The sequence below is a fragment of the Micromonospora sp. WMMD708 genome (genome assembly GCF_049315245.1).
GTDB lineage: Bacteria > Actinomycetota > Actinomycetes > Mycobacteriales > Micromonosporaceae > Micromonospora > Micromonospora wenchangensis.
On record NZ_CP186060.1, the window covers coordinates 5,495,737 to 5,515,183 of the forward strand.

Consider the following 19,447-nt stretch of genomic DNA (forward strand, 5'->3'; position numbering starts at 1 on the left):
GGACCCCGTCCGAAGGTCGTGATCGCCGTGTTCACCCTCCTCGCCGCACCGACGGAACCGGCCACCAACGCCGGTGACGCCCAACTCGTCGTGGCCGCCCTGCTGGGCATCGCCGCGGTCGTCCTGCTCATCGCCTGGGGCAAGGTGCACCCCTTCCTGGCGTTGATCCTCGGCGCGGCGGTGCTCGGGGTGGTCGCCGCCATGGCCCCCGACACGATGATCGAGTCGTTCAGCGCCGGGGTCGGCTCCACGGTCGGCGGGGTGGGTCTGCTGATCGCCCTCGGCGCGATGATCGGCGGGCTGCTCGCCGAGTCGGGCGGGGCGGACGGCATCGTCAACCGGGTCGTCGGGCGGGTCTCCGGCACCGCCCTGCCCTGGGCCATGGCCGGGGTCGCCGCGCTGATCGGCCTGCCACTGTTCTTCGAGGTCGGCGTGGTGCTGCTGGTGCCGATCGTGCTGCTGGTCTCGCTGCGTACCGACGTACCGCTGATGAAGATCGGCATCCCGGCGCTGGCCGGCCTGTCGGTGTTGCACGGCCTCGTCCCGCCGCACCCCGGCCCGCTGGTGGCGATCTCCTCGCTCGACGCCGACCTGGGGCTCACCCTCGGGCTGGGCCTGATCGTCGCCATCCCCACCGTGATCGTCGCCGGCCCGGTGTTCGGCAACTTCATCGCCCGGTACGTGCCGGCCACCGCCCCCGCCGCGCTGCTGCCCACCCGGCAGCCGGCCACCAGCGGCGGGGGCCGGCGCGGACCCGGCAGCCCCACCGCTCCCGCCGCCGGCCACGACCGGGAGCCGAACAGCCGGGACGCCGGTCGGGGGCCGGCCGGCGACGACGACCTGCTCACCGACGACGACCTGGTCAACCCGGGCTCCGGCCGGCCGGGTGCCCCGGTCGACGACAGCGGCACCGAGACCGCCCGGCGTACCCCCGGGTTCTGGCCGGCGGTGCTCACGGTGCTGCTGCCGGTGGTGCTGATGCTGCTGCGCGCGGTCGGCGAGCTGACCCTGGCCGAGGGGACCTTCGCCCGGCAGGCCCTCGACATCGCCGGCGCGCCGATCGTGGCGCTGCTGTCCGGGGTGATCGTCGCCATGTTCACCCTCGGCTACCAGGCCGGGTTCAGCCGCAGCCAGGTGTCCTCGGTGCTCGGTGGCTCGCTGCCGCCCATCGCCGGCATCCTGCTCATCGTCGCCGCCGGTGGCGGCTTCAAGCAGGTGCTGGTGGACGCCGGGGTGGGCGATCTGGTCGCCGACGCGGCCAAGGACGCCAACCTCTCCCCGCTGCTGCTGGGCTGGCTGGTTGCCGTCGGCATCCGGGTCGCCACCGGCTCGGCGACGGTCGCCACGATCACCGCCGCCGGCATCGTCGCCCCGCTGGCGGCCACCCTGGACCGCCCCGAGGTGGCGCTGCTGGCACTGGCCGTCGGCTGCGGTTCGCTGTTCTTCTCGCACGTCAACGACGCCGGCTTCTGGCTGGTCAAGGAGTACTTCGGGCTGACCGTGGGGCAGACGATCAAGAGCTGGTCGGTGCTGGAGACGATCATCTCGGTGGTCGGCTTCGCCGGCGTGCTCCTCCTCGACCTGCTCCTGTGAGGCCTCCTCGCCCGCAGGTCGGGTCGGACCGGCGCGGGTCGGTCGGGTCGACGTTGACCAACTTGATGTCGCCACAAGAGCGGTATCGGAGCGCGCGGATACCGCAGTTGTGGCGATATTGCGAGCCTGCCCCGCCGGGCAGGCGGGCAGGGCGGGCCGGGCAGGGCCGCCTGGGCGGGGCGGGTCAGGCGCCGGGGATGTTGCGGGGCGGGTCCTCGCCGATCAGGCCGGCCTCCGGCCGGTCCGCCGACACGGGCAGGCCGAAGTCCGCGTACGTTCCGTCGAGCGCCGAGGTCCTGCCCGGCTCGCCGGACAGCTCGATCCGGTAGCGGACCAGCCGCCCCTGCCCGTCAACGGTCGCGGTGAACGGCACCGTGGCGGCCCGCTCGCCGAGCACCCCACCCACCCCGTCGCCGAGCACCTCGGTGCTGCGCCGCAGGTCCAGGGTCCCGGCGTAGGCCCGTTCGCCGGTGGCGCGTACCTCGGTGGCCGCGCCGAGCGTGCTGGCCAGCCGGGTGTTGTCCAGCCCGGTCCGCTTCGCGGCGGCCGCCTCGGCGGTGCCCAGGTGCCACCAGGTACGCCCGTCCCAGACCGGCACCCGCCGGTCCGGGGCGGTCACCTTCACGTAGACGTCGGTGCCGGTGACGAGCCGCTCGATGACCACCTTGCCGTTGGCCACGGCCAGCGTCGTCGTCTCCCGCCCGCGCCCGCCCTTCGGGTCCCAGACCAGGGTGGTGGTGTCCCCGCCGCCCGCGCCGTCGCCCAGGGTCAGCCGGTAGGACTGCTGATCGACCCGCTGCGCGGCGGCGGCCAGCACGGCGGCCGGCGTGGTCGGGGCCGGTCCGGTCGTGGACGGCCCGGCGGTCGGTGCCGGTCCCGCGCCGCCGTCGTCGGAGGTGCAACCGGCCGCTGTCACCAGCGCGACGAGGGCTGCGGTGGCGGCGGCCAGCTTCGGGTGCTTCACGGCGGTCTCCCCGGGTGGCGCGCCCGCCGGCCGAGCCGATCGACGCTGGTGACAGAGCGGTCGCGCCAGCCTAGCCCGACCGCCCGCCGCCGACCGGTCACCCCCGGACCCGCCGGCCGGTCAGGGGGCCTCGACGGCGGAGATGCGGTAGCGGTGCACCTCCGCGCCACGGATCGCCGCGACCTGCTCCTGCTCCGGGCCGGACCCCCGGAACGCCAGCAGCTCGTCGTCGGACTCCCAGCGTTCGTAGACGTTGATCCGCCCCGGCTCGACCAGGTCGGCGCCGATGGCGAAGTCGACACAGCCGGGCGCCGAGCGGGCCTGCCGGACCACCTCCACGCAGGAGGCCAGGTAGGTGTCCCGCTCGGCGGGGTCGACGTAGAGACTTCCGGCGACGATGAACACGGGGCGACCTCCGGTGGGTGGGCGGGACGAACCCCCATCCTGACCCACCGGAGGCGGCACCGCTCAGGCCCGGCTGATCGCGTTGGCGTGGATCGCCTCGGCCAGGTACTCCGCCAGCCCCGGCGCGATCTTCTCGTAGTGGGCGGTGAACCGGGGATCGGCCAGGTACATGTCGGCCAGCCCGGTGTGCACCTCGTACGAGCAGTCGTAGAACCAGCGGACGATGAGCTGCCGGTGCTCCTCGGCCAGCGCCATCGCCTCCGCCGAGTCGGCAGGCTTCCCGGCGGTCAGCGCCGCCACGATCTGCCGCCCCCACTCCTCCTGCTCCGCCTTGATCCGCAGCCAGTCCTCCTTCGAGTGGCCCGCCGCCCGCCGGGTCGACACCCGGTACGCCTCGGTGTCGCCCCAGCGCTGCCGCGCCTCCTCGGCGTGCTCCTCCGGATCGACGTCACCGAAGACCTCGAACCGCTCCTCCGGGGTCAGGTTGATCTCCATCCGTCTCGCCTCCATCGCGATCTCGATCGCGGCGACCATCTCCTGGAGCTTCCCGATCCGCCCGCTCAGCAGGTCGTGCTGCCGGCGCAGGTGCTCCGCCGGGTCGGCATCCGGGTCGTCGATGATCACCGCGATCTCCTCCAGCGGAAACCCCAGCTCCCGGTAGAAGCGGATGTGCTGCAACCGCTCCAGGTCCGCGTCGTCGTAGCGGCGGTAGCCGGCCGGCGTCCGGCCGCTCGGCGAGAGCAGCCCGATCCCGTCGTAGTGGTGCAGCGTCCGGACCGTCACCCGGGCCACCTTCGCCACCTGACCCACCGTGTACGCCATGGTTTCCTCCCTTCCGGCACCAAGGCTCCGGCCTGCCGCGACGTGAGGGTCAAGCCCGATTCTGCGCCGGGTTCCCCGTCCGGAGCGGCACGACGGCCGGGCCCGCCCGGGAGGGCGGTGGGAGCGGGGGTCAGCGCGGGGCGGCGAGGGCGTGCAGTGCGGACAGGCCGCCGGGACGGCCGTACCGGTAGCCCTGGCCGTGGACGCAGCCGATCGCGGTGACCGCCGCGTGCTGCCCCTCGGTCTCCACCCCCTCGGCCACCACCGCCAGGTCGAACGCCCCGGCCAGCCGGGTGACCATCTCCACCGTGGCGTACGCCCGCGCGTCGGTGTCCAGCCGGGCCACGAACGACCTGTCGATCTTGAGTTCGGTGGCGGGGATGCGGTGCAGGTAGCTCAACGACGAGTAGCCGGTGCCGAAGTCGTCGATGGCGATGCGGATGCCCAGCTCACGAAGCTGGGCGAGCCGTTCCAGCACCGCCTCGCTGCCGTCGATGAGCGCCGACTCGGTCAGTTCCAGGGTGAGCGCGCGGGGGGCCAGGCCGGCGGTGGCGGTAGCCGCGGTGACGGTGGCGATCAGGTCGGGGCGGCGCAGGTGCGCGGCGGCGATGTTGACCGCCACGGTCGCCTCGGGCACCCGGGCCCGCCAGGTCGCGGCGGCCCGGCACGCCTCGTGGATCACCCACCTGTCGATCGGCACGATCAGCCCGGTCTCCTCGGCCAGCGGCAGGAACGCCGCCGGGGCGAGCAGGCCGAGCCGGGGATGCCGCCAACGCACCAGCGCCTCCGCGCTGCGCACCGCGCCGGTGGCGAGGTCGACGATCGGCTGGTACTCCAGGTGCAGTTGCCGCTCGTCGACGGCCCGCCGCAGGTCGGCGATCAGCTCGGCCCGGCTCACCGCCGACTCCCGCAGCGCCGGGGTGCAGGTGCGGTACGCGGACTTCCCGGCGGCCTTCGCCGCGTACATCGCGATGTCCGCGTCGCGCAGCACGTCGGTATGGGAGGCGTGCTGCGGGCCGAACTCGGCGATGCCGATGCTGGCCGACGGGTGGACACCGACGTCCTCCTCGCCCGCCGACGGTTGCAGGGCGGCGAGCAGCCGTTCGGCGAGCCGTTCCGGCACGACCGTCCGGTCCCCGGCGACCAGCACGGCGAACTCGTCCCCGCCGAGCCTGGCGACCGTGCCGTCGCCGCCGACGGCCGCGCGCATCCGCAGCGCGATGCTGGTCAGCAGGGTGTCGCCGGTGGCGTGCCCGAACCGGTCGTTGACCTGCTTGAAGCCGTCCAGGTCGAGGAGCAGCACCGCCACCGGCGGCCCCTCGCGCAGCGCCTGGCGGAGCTGCCGGTTGAACATCAGCCGGTTCGGCAGACCGGTGAGCTGGTCGACGTAGGCGAGTTGACGCAGCCGGGCAACCAGCCGCAGGTTCTCGTTGGCGGCCAGCCCCTGCCGCAGGGCGAGCACCCCGAGCAGCGCCATCATGCCGCCGAAGACCAGCGGCGGGGTCTGCCCGGTGGGGCGGCGGGCCAGCACCACCGCGATGATCGCCCCGCCGACCGGCAGGTAGGGCAGCGCCACCCGCCACCAGGACGGGAGCGGGGCCTCGCCGATCTCCTCGGCCCCGTCGCAGGTGGGCGGCGGTGGCCGGGTGGTGGCGATGCCGATCAGCAGGTAGCTCAGCGGCCAGCAGACGTCGATCGGGTGCCCGGGGGTGTAACTGCCGTGCGCGACCAGCGAGACGTAGACCGCGTCCGCGCCGGCCCGGGTGACCAGGCCCGCCCCGATCAGGGTCAGCGGCGGCCACACCGAGCGGGCCGGGCCGGCCACCGCCACCAGGATGGTGAGCTGCATCAGGTCGATCATCGGGTAGAGCAGGCCGAGGGTGCGCAGCGGATCGTCGAGGTCGGCGGCGGCGACGTCCCGGAACACCACCACCCAGCCGATCGGGATCAGGGCCAGCCCGACGATCACCCCGTCCAGCACGGTGCGGGCCCGGCCCACCGCGCTGCGCGGCGCGGTCAGCGAGGCCAGCAGTGCGGCCGTGCCGGTGACGATGCCGGCGGTGAAGACCGCCCCGATCAGCGGGGTGTGCGGCAGCTCGTCGGCGCGCAGCCGGTCCACCGTCCACAGCAGCCGGCCGGCGGCGGCCAGCCCCATGGTGAGCGCGAGCAGCGCCCAGAACCGGCGCAGCGGGGCGGGGTGCCGGCGCATCGTGCGGACGCAGGCGTAGCTGGCCCAGCTCGCCACGGCGGTGGCGGTGACGTCACTGACCAGGGCCGCCCTGGGCAGCCCGGCGAGCAGCCAGACCAGCTCCAGCACGACGGCCACCGCGGCGACGACCGCACCCACCCGGGGGAGGGTCAGCGGTCGGGTCGGCGCGCCGGAGACGGCGTCCTGGGGTAGCACGGTGATCGCTCCGGCTCTCTCTCCAACGCGCACCTCGACCGTGCGGACGGGTCACGGACGGCGAACCATCGAAGCCTAGCCAGCCGGGCGGGTCACCGCCACACTCACCGGGTCGGCTATCCGACCACTGAGGACAGGGCCTCGGGTAGTTCGCTGGTCGGCGGTCCCCCGTGCGTCCACGGTGTCTCCTCGGCCGTGGGGAACGTCCCGGCGGGCAGGTACGCCTCCGACAGCGTGGTCAGGCAGAGCCGCTCCCCCACCTGCGGCACGCTGCCCGGCGGCGCGGTCAGCCCCCGTCCCATCCCGCCCGACAGCTCCAGCACCACCTCGGTCCGGCCGTCCGCCGCCGGGGTCACGAAGACCACCTTCGCCTTCTGGGCCGGCCGCGCCGTCGACCACAGGGTCGCCCCGACCGGCGTCCGCACCGGTTCGGTGGTCACCACCTGGATCCTCGGCCGCAGCACCGGCCGCCTGCCGCTGTCGTCCACCCGCCCCGGGTCGGCCAGGGTCACGTCGGCGACGAACGCCTCCCCGACCAGCCGGTGCTCGGCCATCACCAGCGGGTCGTCGTAGGCGCGCTGCACGGCGTAGCTGGTCGCGGCGCGTTCCAGCCGGTGCAGCCGGACCGCCGCCGCGACCGCGCCATCGTGCCGGGGCTGCGGCCCGCCGTCGGCGTCGAGGTGCTCGGCGTAGCCGGTGAAGGCGTCCCGGTCGCCGGCCCAGCGGCCCGCCACCCGGGCACCGGGCGGCAGCCCTTCGAGCAGCCCCAGGCCGCGCCACATCAGCTCCCAGGTGGGCGCGAGCTGCCCGCGCAGCAACCGCACCAGCTCCGCGTACGCCTCGTCGCGGGCGGCCGGGTCGTCGTCGGCCGCCGCCCAGGCCGCCATCACCGGGGCGAGCGTCACGTTGTCGAACTCCGGGTCGGTGGCCGGGCCGGCCGGCGGGCACACCTGCGGGTCCTCGGCCCGCGCGGCGGCCTCGACACCGGTCGAGCCGGCCGGCGGGTCGATCCAGCCGAGCAGCGCCGGCAGGTGCTGGTCCTCCACCGCGCTCTGCCCGGTCGCCCAGTGCAGGGTCAACGCGTCGGTCATCGCCAGCAGCGCCGACGAGCCGGGCTGCTCGGCCCGCTCGGCGAAGAACGTCAGCCAGCGGCCGAGCAGCGGGACGGCCGGGTGCACCGGATACTCGCCGTCGGGACGGCGGAACCGGGTGGAGCGGCCCAGCAGCCGTAGGAAGGTGATCCCGGCCGGGTTCGGCACCCACAGCTGCGGGGCGTCGGCGTACCGGTAGCGCACGTCGCGGCCCCGGTCGACGGCCACCGCCTCCGAGACACCCCGGAAGCCGTCGAGCCAGGGCAGCACGGTCGCGGCCAGCTCGGTGACGAACCGGAACCGCTGGTCCCGGTTGCGGGGCTGCGGCACGACCAGCAGCCGGGCGTCGTCGGGGGCGGTGCCGAACAGCGCGGCGAGCGGGGCGTGCGCCTCACCGGCCATCGCCAGCGGCACCAGCACCAGCGGGCGCTGCGCCAGGTGCAGGTGCCGGACGGTGGCGACCGGCTGGGCCACCCCGGCGGCGAGCGCCTGCGCCTTCGCCAGCGCGCGCAGCGTACTCATGCCGGGTGGCCGGCGAGGGCGTCGGCGCGCAGCCGGGCGGCGGCCCGCAGCAGCGCGGCGGCCTCCTCCCGCTCCGGGTCGGCGGCCCGCCCGCCGGCCGCCAGCGCCAGCACCTCGGCCACCTCGGCGATGCCGCCCAGCGCCTCCCGCACCGGCCGGCCCAACGCCCCGGTCTGCCCGCGCGCCTCGTCCCGGCAGAAGTACGCCAGCTCGCAGCCGGCCAGGCAGTCCGGCGCGTACCGGGCCGGCACGGTGTGCAGCGCGGCGGTCAGCGCCACCGGGTCGACGGCCGGGTCGACGGTGAACCCGGCCGGCACGGCGGCGAGCAGGTCGTCCAGCCGGGCCATCCGGTCCAGTTGGCGGCGCAGCACCAGCAGTTGCTTGCGGACGTCGATCAGGCTGGCCACCGGCTGGTTGGCGAAGTCACGCGGGCAGACCAGCACCACGTCGTGCGACACCGACTCCGGGTCCCGCCCCTCGGCGGCGAGCAGGTCGCGCAGCGCCAGCACGTAGACGGCGGACTGGACGGCGGCGGCGGACACCTTCGCCGGGTCGGCCTGCCCGTCGATCACCGGGAACGACTTGATCTCCACCACGTGGAACCGGCCGCCGAGCCGGGCGGCGACCAGGTCCGGTTCCAGGTGCACCCGCTGGCCGGCCACGTCCAGGCCGAGCAGCGGATGGTCGAACAGTGCCGCGTCCGGCCCGGTGGCGGTCAACGCGGCCCGCGAGCGTTCCCGCCGGTCGGGCAGGTCGTCCGCGCCGCCCAGGTCCGTCCAGCTCGCCCGCTGCGGCACCGGTACGCCCAGCCGCTGCGCGACCAGCCGCAGCAGCTCCGCCCCGCCGTCGGCCTTGACCTGTGCCTCGAAGGCGTTGCCCCGGGTGATGGCGAACCGGGACTGGCCGAACCGGGCGGGGAAGCCGACCCGCTGCGCGAGCGCCGACTTGTCCACCCCGGCCCCGTCCAGCACGGCCCGGCGGGCGCAGCCGGGGTTTCCGGTGAGCGCGGCGATGGTCCGGGCGTTGTGCCGTTTCGGGGGCACGTCGCCCCGGATCGCGGCCAGGCGTTGTGCGGTGCTCGTCACGACAGGCCACGATAGCCGCCCCGACCGGCCCCGGCCGGCAGCCGACGCCCACTGCGGGGCGGCCGGGTCAGCGGCCGGCGGACCGGTTCCAGGGCGAACGGGGGGAACGGGCGCCGGCGGTCGGCCGGTGGCGGCGGCGCGACGGGCGACGACCGGGGGTGCAGGGCGGGCGGGAGGCGGTGTGCACCGGCGCGGTCGGCGGACCCGGTGGGCGGCCGATCAGCCAGCAGAGGAAACGGGCCACGGTCAGCCGACCGGGAGGCGACGGGCCGCGTCGGCGTCGACGACGGATTCGGCCCCGCAGAACGAGCACTGCCGCACGTACCTCGTCCGGACCGGGATCAGCGGAACGAAGAACAGGGTGAACTTCGTCGACCGGCGGCTGATCACCTGTGCGGCCTGGTTGCCGCAGTGCCGGCAGACGGCGGTCACCACCCCCGACCGGGTGACCCTGGTGCGGAGTCCGAAGATGAGGAACATCGCCCGGCAGTACCCAGCCCGACGCCCCGGGAACCCCGGACGGAGAATTCCGCCCGCCGTACCGTGCCGGGTCAGCTCGCGGTCAGCCGGGCCACGACCTCGCGGACGGTGTCCACCGGAATGGCGAACCCGAGGCCCACGCTGCCCTCGTCCTCGCCGGTGGTGGCGATGGCGACGTTGATGCCCACCACCCGCCCGGCGGTGTCGACCAGCGCGCCGCCGGAGTTGCCGTGGTTGATCGCCGCGTCGGTCTGTACCAGCCCGGTCAGGCCGTCCACCGACCGGTCCAGGGCCGACACGATCCCGGAGGTGACCGTCCCGGCCAGCCCGAGCGGGCTGCCGAACGCCAGGACGGTGTCCCCGACGGTCAGGGTGGTGTCGCTGCCCAGGGTCGCCGGGGTGAGCCCGGTCAACCCGGTCGCCCGCAGCAGTGCCACGTCCGCGGTGGCGTCCTGGGCGACCACGGTCGCCGGGGCGGTACGGCCGTCGGCGAGGGTCACCGTGACCCGGCCGCCGGAGTCCACCACGTGCTGGTTGGTCAGGACGAGGCCGTCGGTGTCGAGGACGACGCCGGACCCGAGGCTGGACTCCCGCGCCCCGGTCACCTCGACGGTGACGATGCTCGGCGAGACGACGGTGACCACCGTGGCGAGGGAGTCGATGGTGGTGGCGACCGGGGTGACGGCCGTCGTACCGGTGACGACCCGCCCCGGGTCGACGAACCGGTCCACGACCAGCGCCCCGGTGCCGCCGCCCGCGACCATCAGCACCACTGCCGTTCCGGCGGCCACCAGCCGTCGACGCCAGCGCGCCGATGACGGGGGCGACGGGGGCGTCGATGGTGGCGGGGGCGTCGGCGACCAGGGCGGGAGCGACGACGGGGGCGGGGGCGACGACGGGGGCGCAGTCTCGGCGGCCGGGACGGTGGGCGTCGGGTGCGGCATGGTGTCGGGGCGCGGCATGGGGGCCTCCTCGGTACGGCGATGGAGCTACCGTGCCGCGCCGGACTGGGGTCTTCTTGTGGCGTGCCTGTGCGTCCGCCGTGCGGAGGCACAAATGCATCGCCCGGTCGGCAGCCGCCACCCGACGTCCCGCCGGGGCTGACGACGTCGACAGGTCGGTGGACGACGAGAGCCGCACCCCGGTGGCGCGGCTCTCGTCGATGTGGTGCAGCGCTGCGGTCAGGGCGTCCAGTTCGGTCGCAGCGGGTAGCCGTTCACGCCGTCCGGACCGTTGCGGGTGGCCAGCACCTGGTGCAGCTGGATGCCGTTGCGTTCGAAGGCCAACCGCGACCCGGCCATGTAGAGACCCCAGACCCGGGCGGTGCCCAGGCCCACCTCGTCGACGCAGAAGTCCCAGTTCGCCACGAGGTTGCGGCACCAGGCGGCCAGCGTCGACGCGTAGTGCTGCCGCAGGTTCTCCTCGTGGTGCACCTCGAACCCGGCGTCGTGCACCTCGCTGATCAGGCGGCCCGGCCCGGCCAACTCCCCGTCGGGGAAGACGTAGCGGTCGATGAACGCGCCGGACCGGTGCGGGGCCCGGTTGTCGGCCCGGGTGATGCAGTGGTTGAGCAACCGGCCGCCGGGACGCAGCCGTTCCCGCAGCGCCCGGAAGTACGCCGGATAGTTGCGTACCCCGATGTGCTCGGTCAGCCCGATCGAGGAGATCGCGTCGAACTGCTCGCGGGGGGCGTCGCGGTAGTCGAGGTGACGCACCTCGGCCAGCCCGGTCAGCCCCTCCCGGGCGATGGCCTCCTGCGCCCACTGCGCCTGCGCCCGGGACAGGGTCACCCCGAGCGCCTTGACGCCGTACTCGCGGGCCGCGTGCCGGACCATGCCGCCCCAGCCGCAGCCCACGTCGAGCAGGCGCATCCCCGGCTGGAGCGCCAGCTTGCCGGCGACCAGGTCGTACTTGGCCGACTGGGCCTGCTCCAGGGTGTCGGTCGGGCTGTGGTAGACCGCGCAGGTGTACGTCATCGAGTCGCCGAGCACCTTCTCGTAGAAGGCGTTGGACACGTCGTAGTGGTGCGAGATGGCGGTGCTGTCCCGGCTGCGGGAGTGCCGCAGCCCGCCCATCACCCGCCGCCAGCGGGGCAGCGCCTCCTGTGGCGGGGCCGGCGGGGGCCGCAGCCGCTCCCAGCCGAGCCCACGCACCAGGGCCAGCCCCTCGGCCAGCGAGGGGATGCGCAGCCGCAGGTCCGTCAGCACCCGCAGGGCCTCGTACGGGTCGCCGGGGTGCACCCCGCCGAGCCCGAGGTCGCCGCTGACGTAGGCCCGTGCCATGCCCAGGTCGCCCGGGGCGGTGAGCAGGTAGGACAGCCCCCGCTCGGAGCGGATGTCGAGGGTGATCCCGGCGTCGGCCGGGCCGATCGCGCTGCCGTCGTAGCCGGTGATGCGGACCGGCAGGTCCCGCGTGGTGACCGCGCGGACGACGTCGGCGACGGTAGGTGCCCCACGACCCCCCGTCGGCGGGCTGGCCGGGGCGCTCGCCGCCCCCTGTTCTCGGTCGGTCAGGCTCATTCTCGTGCAACCGCCTTCTCGTAGAGTCCGGTGAGCCGATGGTCCGGGTCGTAGCGGTCCTTCACGGCACGCCAGGTCTCCCCGCCGTAGAGCCGGTCGAAGGCCGCCCGGTCGTAGTACGCGTCGGAGTAGAGCGACTTGTGTCCGCCGAACTCCGACACCATCCGCTCGATGGAGCGGTTCACCTCGCCGTCCGCGGCACCCTCCGCGATCGGCACACTGCCCCAGAATCCGATGTTGACGTACGTCTGGCCGGGGCGTAGCGGATACAGCGGCCAGGCGCGGGCGGAGCCGGGGCCGTCGGGCTCGCGCAGCCGCAGCGGGCACAGCCACACCGGGGTCATCCCCACGTTCCGGTCGAACCAGCGTAGGAAGTCGGCCGTGCCGTCCAGCGGGATCTCGACGTCCTGCACGACGCGTTCCCGGGCCGGTCGGCCACGCCACCGGTCCACCCGGGCGGCCACCTGGTGGCGGTGTTCCAGCCGGACCAGCCGGTGGTAGACGTCGCTGCGCCGCCAGCGGGCCGGCCAGAGCCGGCGTACCACCGGGTGCTGCACCCCGAACGCGGCCGAGCACCAGAACCAGTCGGTGTCCCACCGCCACAGGTAGTCGTGGGCGGTGAGGGTGTCGCGCACCCGACGGCGCAGCGAGCGGTAGTAGATGTCCTGGCCGGTGTAGTCGCTGGGCCGCTCGGGCTCGTCGGTGAACGAGCCGAGCACCAGGTAGGACTCGCCGGGGCTGAACATGACGCCGTCCATCGCGTCGACCGGCCGGCCCTCCCACTCGCCCTTGGCGACCACGTCGGCGACGGCGGCGGTCAACTCCTCCAGCCGGGTGAACCGGACGTTGCGCAGGGCCACCGCCCGCCCGACCGGTTGGAGTTCGATGCGCAGCCGGGTGGCGTACCCGAGGCTGCCCAGCGAGTTGGGGAAGGCGGCGAACAGCTCGGCGTCCGGGCCGTCCGGGCGGGCGGTGACGATCTCCCCCGCGCCGGTGAGGACGTCCAGCTCGATGACCGACTCGTGCGGGAGCCCGTTGCGGAACGACGTCGACTCGATGCCCAGCCCGGTGACCGCGCCGCCCAGGGTGATCGTGCGCAACTGCGGCACGACCAACGGCATCAGCCCGTACGGGAGGGTCGCGTCGACCAGGTCCTCGTAGGTGCACATGCCCTGCACGTCGGCGGTGCGGGCCACCGGGTCGACCGACAGGACGCCGTCGAGGCCGCTGACGTCGAGGCCGGGGGCGCCGGTGGCCGACCGGGGACGGAACAGGTTGGAGGTGCGTTTGGCCAGCCGTACGGGGTGGCCGGGGGGCACGGCGGCGTACGACCGTCGCAACGCGTCCACCGCCAGCTCATGATCACGCAGCGCGCGCATGAGATCACCTTACGCGCGAAGCGCCGTCCAGGGGGACCGCATCGCTGACCGTTTCGGATCAGCCGGCAACCTCTCCGGAAGCGTCGTCGCCGGCCTGGTCGGCAGGCCGGCGCACCCCGCCCGGCACCGACGGGGCGGACGGTCCACGAGGGGCCCGCGACCGGTGCCCGCCGGGGGCGTAGCGTGATGACATGCCGAAAGCCGTGTGGAACGACCAGGTCGTGGCCGAGAGCGACGACACCGTCCTGGTGGAGGGCAACCACTACTTCCCCCGAAGCACCCTGCGCGACGACCTGATCACCGAGTCGGCGACGCACACGGTCTGCCCCTGGAAGGGCACCGCCTCCTACTACTCCCTCACCGACGGTGAGCGCACGAGCGCCGACGCCGTCTGGTACTACCCCGACCCGAAGCCCGAGGCGGAGCAGGTCCGCGACCGGGTGGCGTTCTGGAAGGACGTCCGGGTCGTCGACTGACCTCGCCGGCCCGCGGGCCGACTGGCCGTCGGCCCGCCCGGTGGGTCACCATGCTGGCATGGCCGTCCCCGATCCCCACCACGATCCGTCCGGCACCGTGTACGGGGCCCGGCGGGCGGCCCGCCCCGGGCTGCCCGCCGATCCGCTGATGCGGTTCGCGCTGGCCGCCGGCCTGGCGGGCGTACTGCTGGGGGTCTTCTTCGCCACGGGTGTGCTCGGCGGCGGCGACTCCCGGCCGCCGGTGGTGCCGGCCGCCGCCGCGCCGACCCCGGCCGCCCCGACCCCGGCGGCCCCGACGACCAGCCCGCCGGCCGCGACCACGCCGCCGCCCAGCCCGACCCCGCCGCCCACCACCCCGGCCACGGTCACCGGGCCGCTCGTGTTGCGGGCGGTCACCTCCGGCCTCTGCGTCGGCACCGACGGCGCGGGCGAGACGGCCACCGCCGAACTGGCCGTCTGCACCGGCGGCGCGGAGCAGCAGTGGGTCGCCAACCCGGTCGCGCCCGACCTGGTGACGCTCACCAACGCCGGGCACGGCCAGTGCCTCGACGTCGACAGCGGCAGCAGCGACGACGGCGCGCGGCTCCAGCAGTTCGGCTGCCACGGCCAGGCCAACCAGCAGTGGCGGGTGACCCCGGTCGGCACCGGCCCGGTCCTGCTGGTCGGCGTCGGGTCGGGCAAGTGCGCGCAGGTCCGCGACGACGGTACGGCCGCCGGCGACGACCTGGTGCAGGCCACCTGCACCGCCGCCGCCGGCCAGCAGTGGACCCTCGGCTGAGCACGTCCGGCAGGCGGGGGGCCGGTCAGCCCCGGTAGCTCCAGGCCCCGGCGGGCCGGACCGGCGTCAGGACCGGCACCGGTGCCGCGCGCCGACGGCGCAGCAGCAGCGACAGCAGCCCGGCGCCGATGGACAGCGCCCCGGCCGCGTACCAGGCCGGCGCGTAGTCACCGAGCCGGTCGCGGACCAGGCCGGCGGCGGTCGCCGCGAACGCCGCCCCGAACTGGTGTGCGGCGAAGACCCAACCGAAGACCACCGCCGCCGAGTCGCCGAAGTACTCCCGGCACAGCGCCACCGTCGGCGGCACGGTGGCCACCCAGTCCAGGCCGTAGAAGACGACGAAGACCAGCATGCTCGGCCCGGCGCCGCCGGTGAACAGGGCCGGCAGCAGCAACAGCGACAGCCCGCGCAGCCCGTAGTAGCCGGCCAGCAGCAGCCGGCTGTCCATCCGGTCGGTGAGCCAGCCCGAGGCGACGACGCCGACGATGTCGAAGAGCCCGACCAGGGCGAGCAGGCCCGCCGCCGTGGTCTGCGGCATGCCGTGGTCGTGGGCGGCCGGCACGAAGTGGGTGCCGACCAGGCCGTTGGTGGTCGCCCCGCAGATCGCGAAGCCGCCGGCGAGCAGCCAGAACGGGCGGGTCCGGGCGGCGGCGGTGAACGCGGCCACCGCCCGCGCGGCGGCCCCGCCGGCCGACGGCGGCCGGGGCGTCACCGCAGTCGCGCCGTAGGCGGGCAGCCCGAGATCCGCCGGGTGTTCCCGCAGCCACCGGGCCACCAGCGGGACGACCGCGAGCGCCGCCCCGGCCACCACCAGCGCGGCCGTACGCCAGCCGTGGTCGCGGACCAGCACCGCGAGCAGCGGCAGGAAGACCAGTTGACCGGCGGCCCCACCGGCGGTGAGCACCCCGGTGACCAGCCCCCGGCGGTGGACGAACCAGCGCCCGGTGACGGTGGCGACGAACGCCAGCGCCATCGACCCGGTGCCCAGCCCGACCAGGACGCCCCAGCAGAGGATGAGTTGCCAGCTCGCCGTCATGAAGACGGTCAGGCCGCTGCCGAGCGCCACCAGCGCCAGCGCGCCGGCCACCACCCGGCGGATGCCGAAGCGGTCCATCAGGGCGGCGGCGAACGGTGCGGTCAGGCCGTAGAGCAGCAGGTTGACCGAGACGGCGGCGGAGATGGTGGCCAGCGGCCAGCGGAACTCGGCGTGCAGCGGGTGCAGCAGCACCGACGGGGTGGCGCGGAAGCCGGCCGCGCCGACCAGCGCGACGAAGGCGACGGCGGCCACGGTCCAGGCCGGGTGGAGACGACGGGCTCGGGTCACGCTCCGAGTCTCGGGTACGCCCCGGCGGGCGACGAGTGGCCGGAAAGCCATGGTGCGCAATAATCGGGCCATGACCATCAGGCCGCACCGGATCGGCGTGCTCGCCCTCGACGGCGTGGTCGGCCTCGACCTGGGCACCCCGGCCCAGGTCTTCGGGGCCGCCCGCACCGCCGACCGACGCCCGCTCTACGCCGTCGACACCTGCACCCCGGGCGGTCGCCCGGTCCGCAGCTCCGCCGGTTTCCGGGTCCTCCCCGACCACGGGCTCGACCTGCTGGCCACCGTCGACACGGTGGTGGTGCCCGGCCTGCACGGCGGCCCACCGATGACCGACGGCACGATCGACCCGGCGGTCTCCGGCGCGCTACGCGACGCCCACCGCCGGGGCGCACGGATCATGTCGATCTGCACGGGCGCGTTCGCGCTGGCCGCCGCCGGGCTGCTCGACGGGCACCGGGCCACCACCCACTGGGCGCACACCGACCGGTTCCGCCGGCTGTACCCGCAGGTCGACCTCGACCCGGACGTGCTGTTCATCGACTCCGGTCGGGTGCTCACCTCGGCCGGGGTGGCCGCCGGAATCGACCTGTGCCTGCACGTCGTGCGCGGCGACCACGGCAGCGAGGTGGCCAACCGGGCGGCCCGGCGGTGCGTGGTGCCACCCTGGCGCGACGGCGGCCAGGCCCAGTACATCGAACGGCCCGTGCCGCGCACCCCGGCCAGCGGCACCGCCGCCACCCGGGAGTGGGCCCGGCAGCGGCTGCACGAGCCGGTCGCCCTGCGGGAACTGGCCGCCCACGCCCGGATGAGCGTGCGCACCTTCACCCGGCACTTCCGCTCCGAGACCGGGCTGAGCCCGGCGCAGTGGCTGCTCCAGCAGCGCACCGACCACGCCCGGCTGCTGCTGGAGACCACCGACCTGGCCATCGACCAGGTGGCCCGGCGGGCGGGTTTCGGCACCACCGCCGCCCTGCGCCAACACCTGAACACCCGGATCGGCGTCTCCCCCTCGGCCTACCGGCGCACCTTCCGCCGCATCCCCGCCGCCGGGCCGTCCGGTCCAGCCGCCGGACCGTCCGGGACGGAGTCAGGCGGGCTGCGGCTGGTCGCGGAGCATCCGTAGCTGCGCCAGGTGCCGGGGCAGGTGCACCCGGGCGTGCAGGTCGAGGGTGCGGGACCAGGGCAGCGGCTCGTCGACGACCAGGTCGAAACCCTCCCGCAGGTGCGTATCGACCGGGGTGTCGGCCGCCGGGCCGAGCCGGTCCACCAGGCCGCAGAGCCGGCCGCTGGTGGCGCGCAGCAGGGTGGCCAGGCCGGGCAGCCCGCCACACTCGGCGACCAGCGCGTCCAACTCTGGCCGGTGCACCCCGGTCAGGTCGTAGTAGGCGAACGGCGTCCCGGCCAGCACCGCCTCGGTCGCCTCGCTCATCAGCTCGTCGTTGGTGATCAGGTGCGCCACGATCCGCTCCGCGTCCCACCCGCCCGGCGGGGCCGGCCGGAACCCGCCCGCCTCGACCTCGGCGAGCAGGCTCCGGTAGACCCCGCGCAGCTCCACACGCCCAGTCAACCCCGTACCACCGGGGCGGGTGGACGGTTGTGCCGCCCGGATCACCCGGACGGGCGGCCCGATCCCCACCGGCCGGGCGCGGTCAGCGCCCGGAGGCGCGGCGGGAACGGAGGTAGTCGGAAACCACGTACTCGCCCAGGTCACCCAGGTCGGGGGTGAACAGGCGGCCCCGGGAACGGCGGGCCACCGCGTCCATGAACCGGCGCAGGCCCGGGTCCTCACCGAGCAGGAAGAGATTGAGCGTGACCCCGGCCCGGGCCAGCCGGTCCACCTCGTGGATGGTCGCCTCGACCGTCTCCGGCAACGACGGCCAGTGGAAGTACGCCGCACCGTCGTCCGGGTCGAGGTGGGCGGTCGGCTCGCCGTCGGTGACCACCAGCACCACCGGCTCGGCCCCCGGATGCCGCCGCAGGTGCCGACCGGCCAGCCGCAGCGCGTGCTGGAGGTTGGTGCCCTGCCGCATGTCCGGCTCCACCGCCGCCAACTCCTGCTGGGTCAACGGCACCGCCTCCAGGCCGAACCCGACGATCTGCAACGCGTCCTGCGGGAACCGGGTCGCCATCAGGTGCGACAGCGCCAGCGCCGTCTGCTTCATCGGCCCCCACCGCCCCTGCGACACCATCGAGTACGACAGGTCCACGCACAGCGCCACCGCCGCCGACGCCCGCCGTTCCGTCTCCACCACCTCGAAGTCCTCGACGGCGAGTTGCAGCGGCACGGTGGGGCCGGCCCGACGCACCGCCCGGGTGAGCGTGCGCACCACGTCCAAGGGCTGCTCGTCGCCGTACCCCCACTGCCGGGAGGCCCCGCTGACCTCGCCGGCGGCCCCGGCCGTACGCAGGTCGTGCTGGCCGCGCGGGCCGGCGGTGAGGTCGGCGAAGACCCGGCGCAGCGCGGTGCCGGCGAGTCGGCGCAGCGCCTTCGGGCTGAGCGTCAGGCCGTCGGCGTCCCGGGTCACCCAGCCCTGCCGGCGCAGCTCCCGCTCCAGCTCCCGCAACCGGCGTACGTCGTCGGCGGCGTCGCGGCCCAGCGTCCGGGCGACCGCGTCGACGTCCACGTCGTCCAGGGTGGCCCCCGGGTGCTCCTGGTCGAGGGAGTCGAGCAGCTCGTCCAGCTCGGCGATCTCGTCCAGCGCCCCGGTGGCCTCGCCGTAGCCGAGCGGCCGGTCGCCCCGGACCCGCTCACCGCGCTGCCAGTTCAGGTCGGGGCGCAGCGCCCGCAGGTGGTCGTCGAGCGCGGACAGCTCACCGGCGAGCCGGTCACCGAGCGACTGCCGCATCAGCCCGGCCAGCTCCTCACGCTGCCGGTCGGACAGCGACCGCATCAGCCGCTCACCGGCAGCCGCCCGGCGGGCCAGCACGTCGACCAGCTCGTCGACGGTGCGCGGCTGCTCCGGGAAGAACTCGCCGTGCCGGCGCATGAACTCGGCGAACGCGTCGGTGGTGTCCTCCGCGCGGGCGTGCCGGGCCAGCAGGTCGTTGAGGTCCCGCATCATCTCGGCGAGCTGCGCCTGCACGGCCGGGTCACCGGCGGCCCGCGCCGCGTCGCGCAGCCCGGCGAACCGCTGCTCCAGCACCTCGCCGCGCAGCCCGTCGAGGATCCGCTGGTACGCCTGCCGGGCCTCGTCGCTGCTCCACCGGTACCCGGCCAGCTCCTGCACCGCGCGGGCGGTGGAACGGGGCAGGTTGTCCAGCACCGTCTCGGCGAACCGGGCGTCGTCGTCGGTACGCCCGCGCAGCGCGTCCCGTTCCGCCGCGAGGGCCTGGTCGAGCAGCGCCCGGGACCGGGTCACCGCGCCGTCCAGGTCGCCCCGGCGCAGCGCCTCCCGCCGCAGCCGGCGGGCGCGGGCGGCCAGGTCGTCCAGGCCGCCCCGGTTGTTCGGGCCCCGGCGCAGCAGGTCGCGCAGCGCCTCCCGGAGGCTGCCGCCGGCCAGCACCTCCGCCCCGACGGAGTCGACGGCGGCACGCACGTCGTACGGCGGGGCGAGCGGGTCGGGGCCGCCCTGCCACTGGCCGTACCGGAACCGGTTGCCGGCCAT

General features: G+C 75.1%; 17 protein-coding genes. 4 read left to right on the forward strand and 13 right to left on the reverse strand.

The features are described 5' to 3' along the window. Nucleotides 1-27: 27 nt before the first annotated feature. Complete coding sequence (locus tag ACN260_RS24195) at nt 28-1,593, forward strand: SLC13 family permease (protein ID WP_422756813.1); 1,566 nt, start codon at nt 28-30, stop codon at nt 1,591-1,593. 184 nt (nt 1,594-1,777) lie between these two features. On the opposite strand, the gene ACN260_RS24200 is transcribed toward ACN260_RS24195, so the two are convergent. From ACN260_RS24200 to ACN260_RS24245, 10 genes are all read right to left on the reverse strand, one after another. Next, a complete protein-coding gene (locus tag ACN260_RS24200) occupies nt 1,778-2,557 on the reverse strand; it encodes a hypothetical protein (protein WP_422753195.1) in 780 nt (259 codons plus the stop codon). A 120-nt stretch (nt 2,558-2,677) separates the two neighbouring features. Then, nucleotides 2,678-2,962, reverse strand: a complete 285-nt coding sequence (locus tag ACN260_RS24205) for a putative quinol monooxygenase (protein WP_204956596.1) — start codon at nt 2,960-2,962, stop codon at nt 2,678-2,680. 63 nt (nt 2,963-3,025) lie between these two features. Beyond that, nucleotides 3,026-3,784 carry a MerR family transcriptional regulator gene (locus tag ACN260_RS24210; protein ID WP_422753196.1) on the reverse strand — a complete coding sequence of 253 codons (759 nt, stop codon included), beginning with the start codon at nt 3,782-3,784 and terminating at the stop codon, nt 3,026-3,028. Between the two features lie 130 nt (nt 3,785-3,914). Next, nucleotides 3,915-6,221, reverse strand: coding sequence for a putative bifunctional diguanylate cyclase/phosphodiesterase (locus ACN260_RS24215; protein WP_422753197.1), 2,307 nt, complete (start codon nt 6,219-6,221; stop codon nt 3,915-3,917). An 83-nt stretch (nt 6,222-6,304) separates the two neighbouring features. Then, nucleotides 6,305-7,801 (reverse strand): hypothetical protein, encoded by a 1,497-nt coding sequence (locus tag ACN260_RS24220; protein ID WP_422753198.1) that lies wholly within the window; start codon nt 7,799-7,801, stop codon nt 6,305-6,307. Next, nucleotides 7,798-8,886, reverse strand: a complete 1,089-nt coding sequence (locus ACN260_RS24225; RefSeq protein ID WP_422753199.1) for a hypothetical protein — start codon at nt 8,884-8,886, stop codon at nt 7,798-7,800. The genes ACN260_RS24220 and ACN260_RS24225 overlap by 4 nt, the downstream gene beginning before the upstream one ends. A 246-nt stretch (nt 8,887-9,132) precedes the next feature. Further along, nucleotides 9,133-9,366 (reverse strand): zinc-ribbon domain-containing protein, encoded by a 234-nt coding sequence (locus tag ACN260_RS24230; protein ID WP_422753200.1) that lies wholly within the window; start codon nt 9,364-9,366, stop codon nt 9,133-9,135. Between the two features lie 71 nt (nt 9,367-9,437). Continuing rightward, on the reverse strand, nt 9,438-10,328 hold the full coding sequence (locus ACN260_RS24235) for a S1C family serine protease (protein ID WP_422753201.1): 891 nt from the start codon (nt 10,326-10,328) through the stop codon (nt 9,438-9,440). Between the two features lie 219 nt (nt 10,329-10,547). Beyond that, the gene (locus tag ACN260_RS24240) at nt 10,548-11,885 is read right to left on the reverse strand and encodes a class I SAM-dependent methyltransferase (protein ID WP_422753202.1); all 1,338 of its coding nucleotides are present in this window, start codon (nt 11,883-11,885) and stop codon (nt 10,548-10,550) included. Next, nucleotides 11,882-13,264 (reverse strand): FAD-binding oxidoreductase, encoded by a 1,383-nt coding sequence (locus ACN260_RS24245; protein ID WP_422753203.1) that lies wholly within the window; start codon nt 13,262-13,264, stop codon nt 11,882-11,884. Before ACN260_RS24245 ends, ACN260_RS24240 begins: the two co-directional genes overlap by 4 nt. A 191-nt stretch (nt 13,265-13,455) precedes the next feature. On the opposite strand from ACN260_RS24245, the gene ACN260_RS24250 reads away from it, so the two are divergent. Together ACN260_RS24250 and ACN260_RS24255 are read left to right on the forward strand one after the other, a co-directional pair. After that, entirely contained in the window at nt 13,456-13,740 is a 285-nt protein-coding gene (locus ACN260_RS24250) for a DUF427 domain-containing protein (protein ID WP_422753204.1), read from the forward strand. Between the two features lie 58 nt (nt 13,741-13,798). Continuing rightward, nucleotides 13,799-14,518: an RICIN domain-containing protein gene (locus tag ACN260_RS24255; protein ID WP_422753205.1), complete on the forward strand. Its 720-nt coding sequence runs from the start codon at nt 13,799-13,801 to the stop codon at nt 14,516-14,518. A 25-nt stretch (nt 14,519-14,543) separates the two neighbouring features. Here ACN260_RS24255 and ACN260_RS24260 read toward each other — a convergent pair whose 3' ends face one another. Next, nucleotides 14,544-15,842 carry an MFS transporter gene (locus tag ACN260_RS24260; protein ID WP_422753206.1) on the reverse strand — a complete coding sequence of 433 codons (1,299 nt, stop codon included), beginning with the start codon at nt 15,840-15,842 and terminating at the stop codon, nt 14,544-14,546. A 70-nt stretch (nt 15,843-15,912) separates the two neighbouring features. On the opposite strand from ACN260_RS24260, the gene ACN260_RS24265 reads away from it, so the two are divergent. Next, entirely contained in the window at nt 15,913-16,965 is a 1,053-nt protein-coding gene (locus ACN260_RS24265; RefSeq protein ID WP_422753207.1) for a GlxA family transcriptional regulator, read from the forward strand. Here ACN260_RS24265 and ACN260_RS24270 read toward each other — a convergent pair. Further along, on the reverse strand, nt 16,930-17,409 hold the full coding sequence (locus ACN260_RS24270; protein ID WP_422753208.1) for a hypothetical protein: 480 nt from the start codon (nt 17,407-17,409) through the stop codon (nt 16,930-16,932). The genes ACN260_RS24265 and ACN260_RS24270 overlap by 36 nt on opposite strands. An 82-nt stretch (nt 17,410-17,491) precedes the next feature. Next, nucleotides 17,492-19,447 (reverse strand): VWA domain-containing protein, encoded by a 1,956-nt coding sequence (locus ACN260_RS24275; RefSeq protein WP_422753209.1) that lies wholly within the window; start codon nt 19,445-19,447, stop codon nt 17,492-17,494.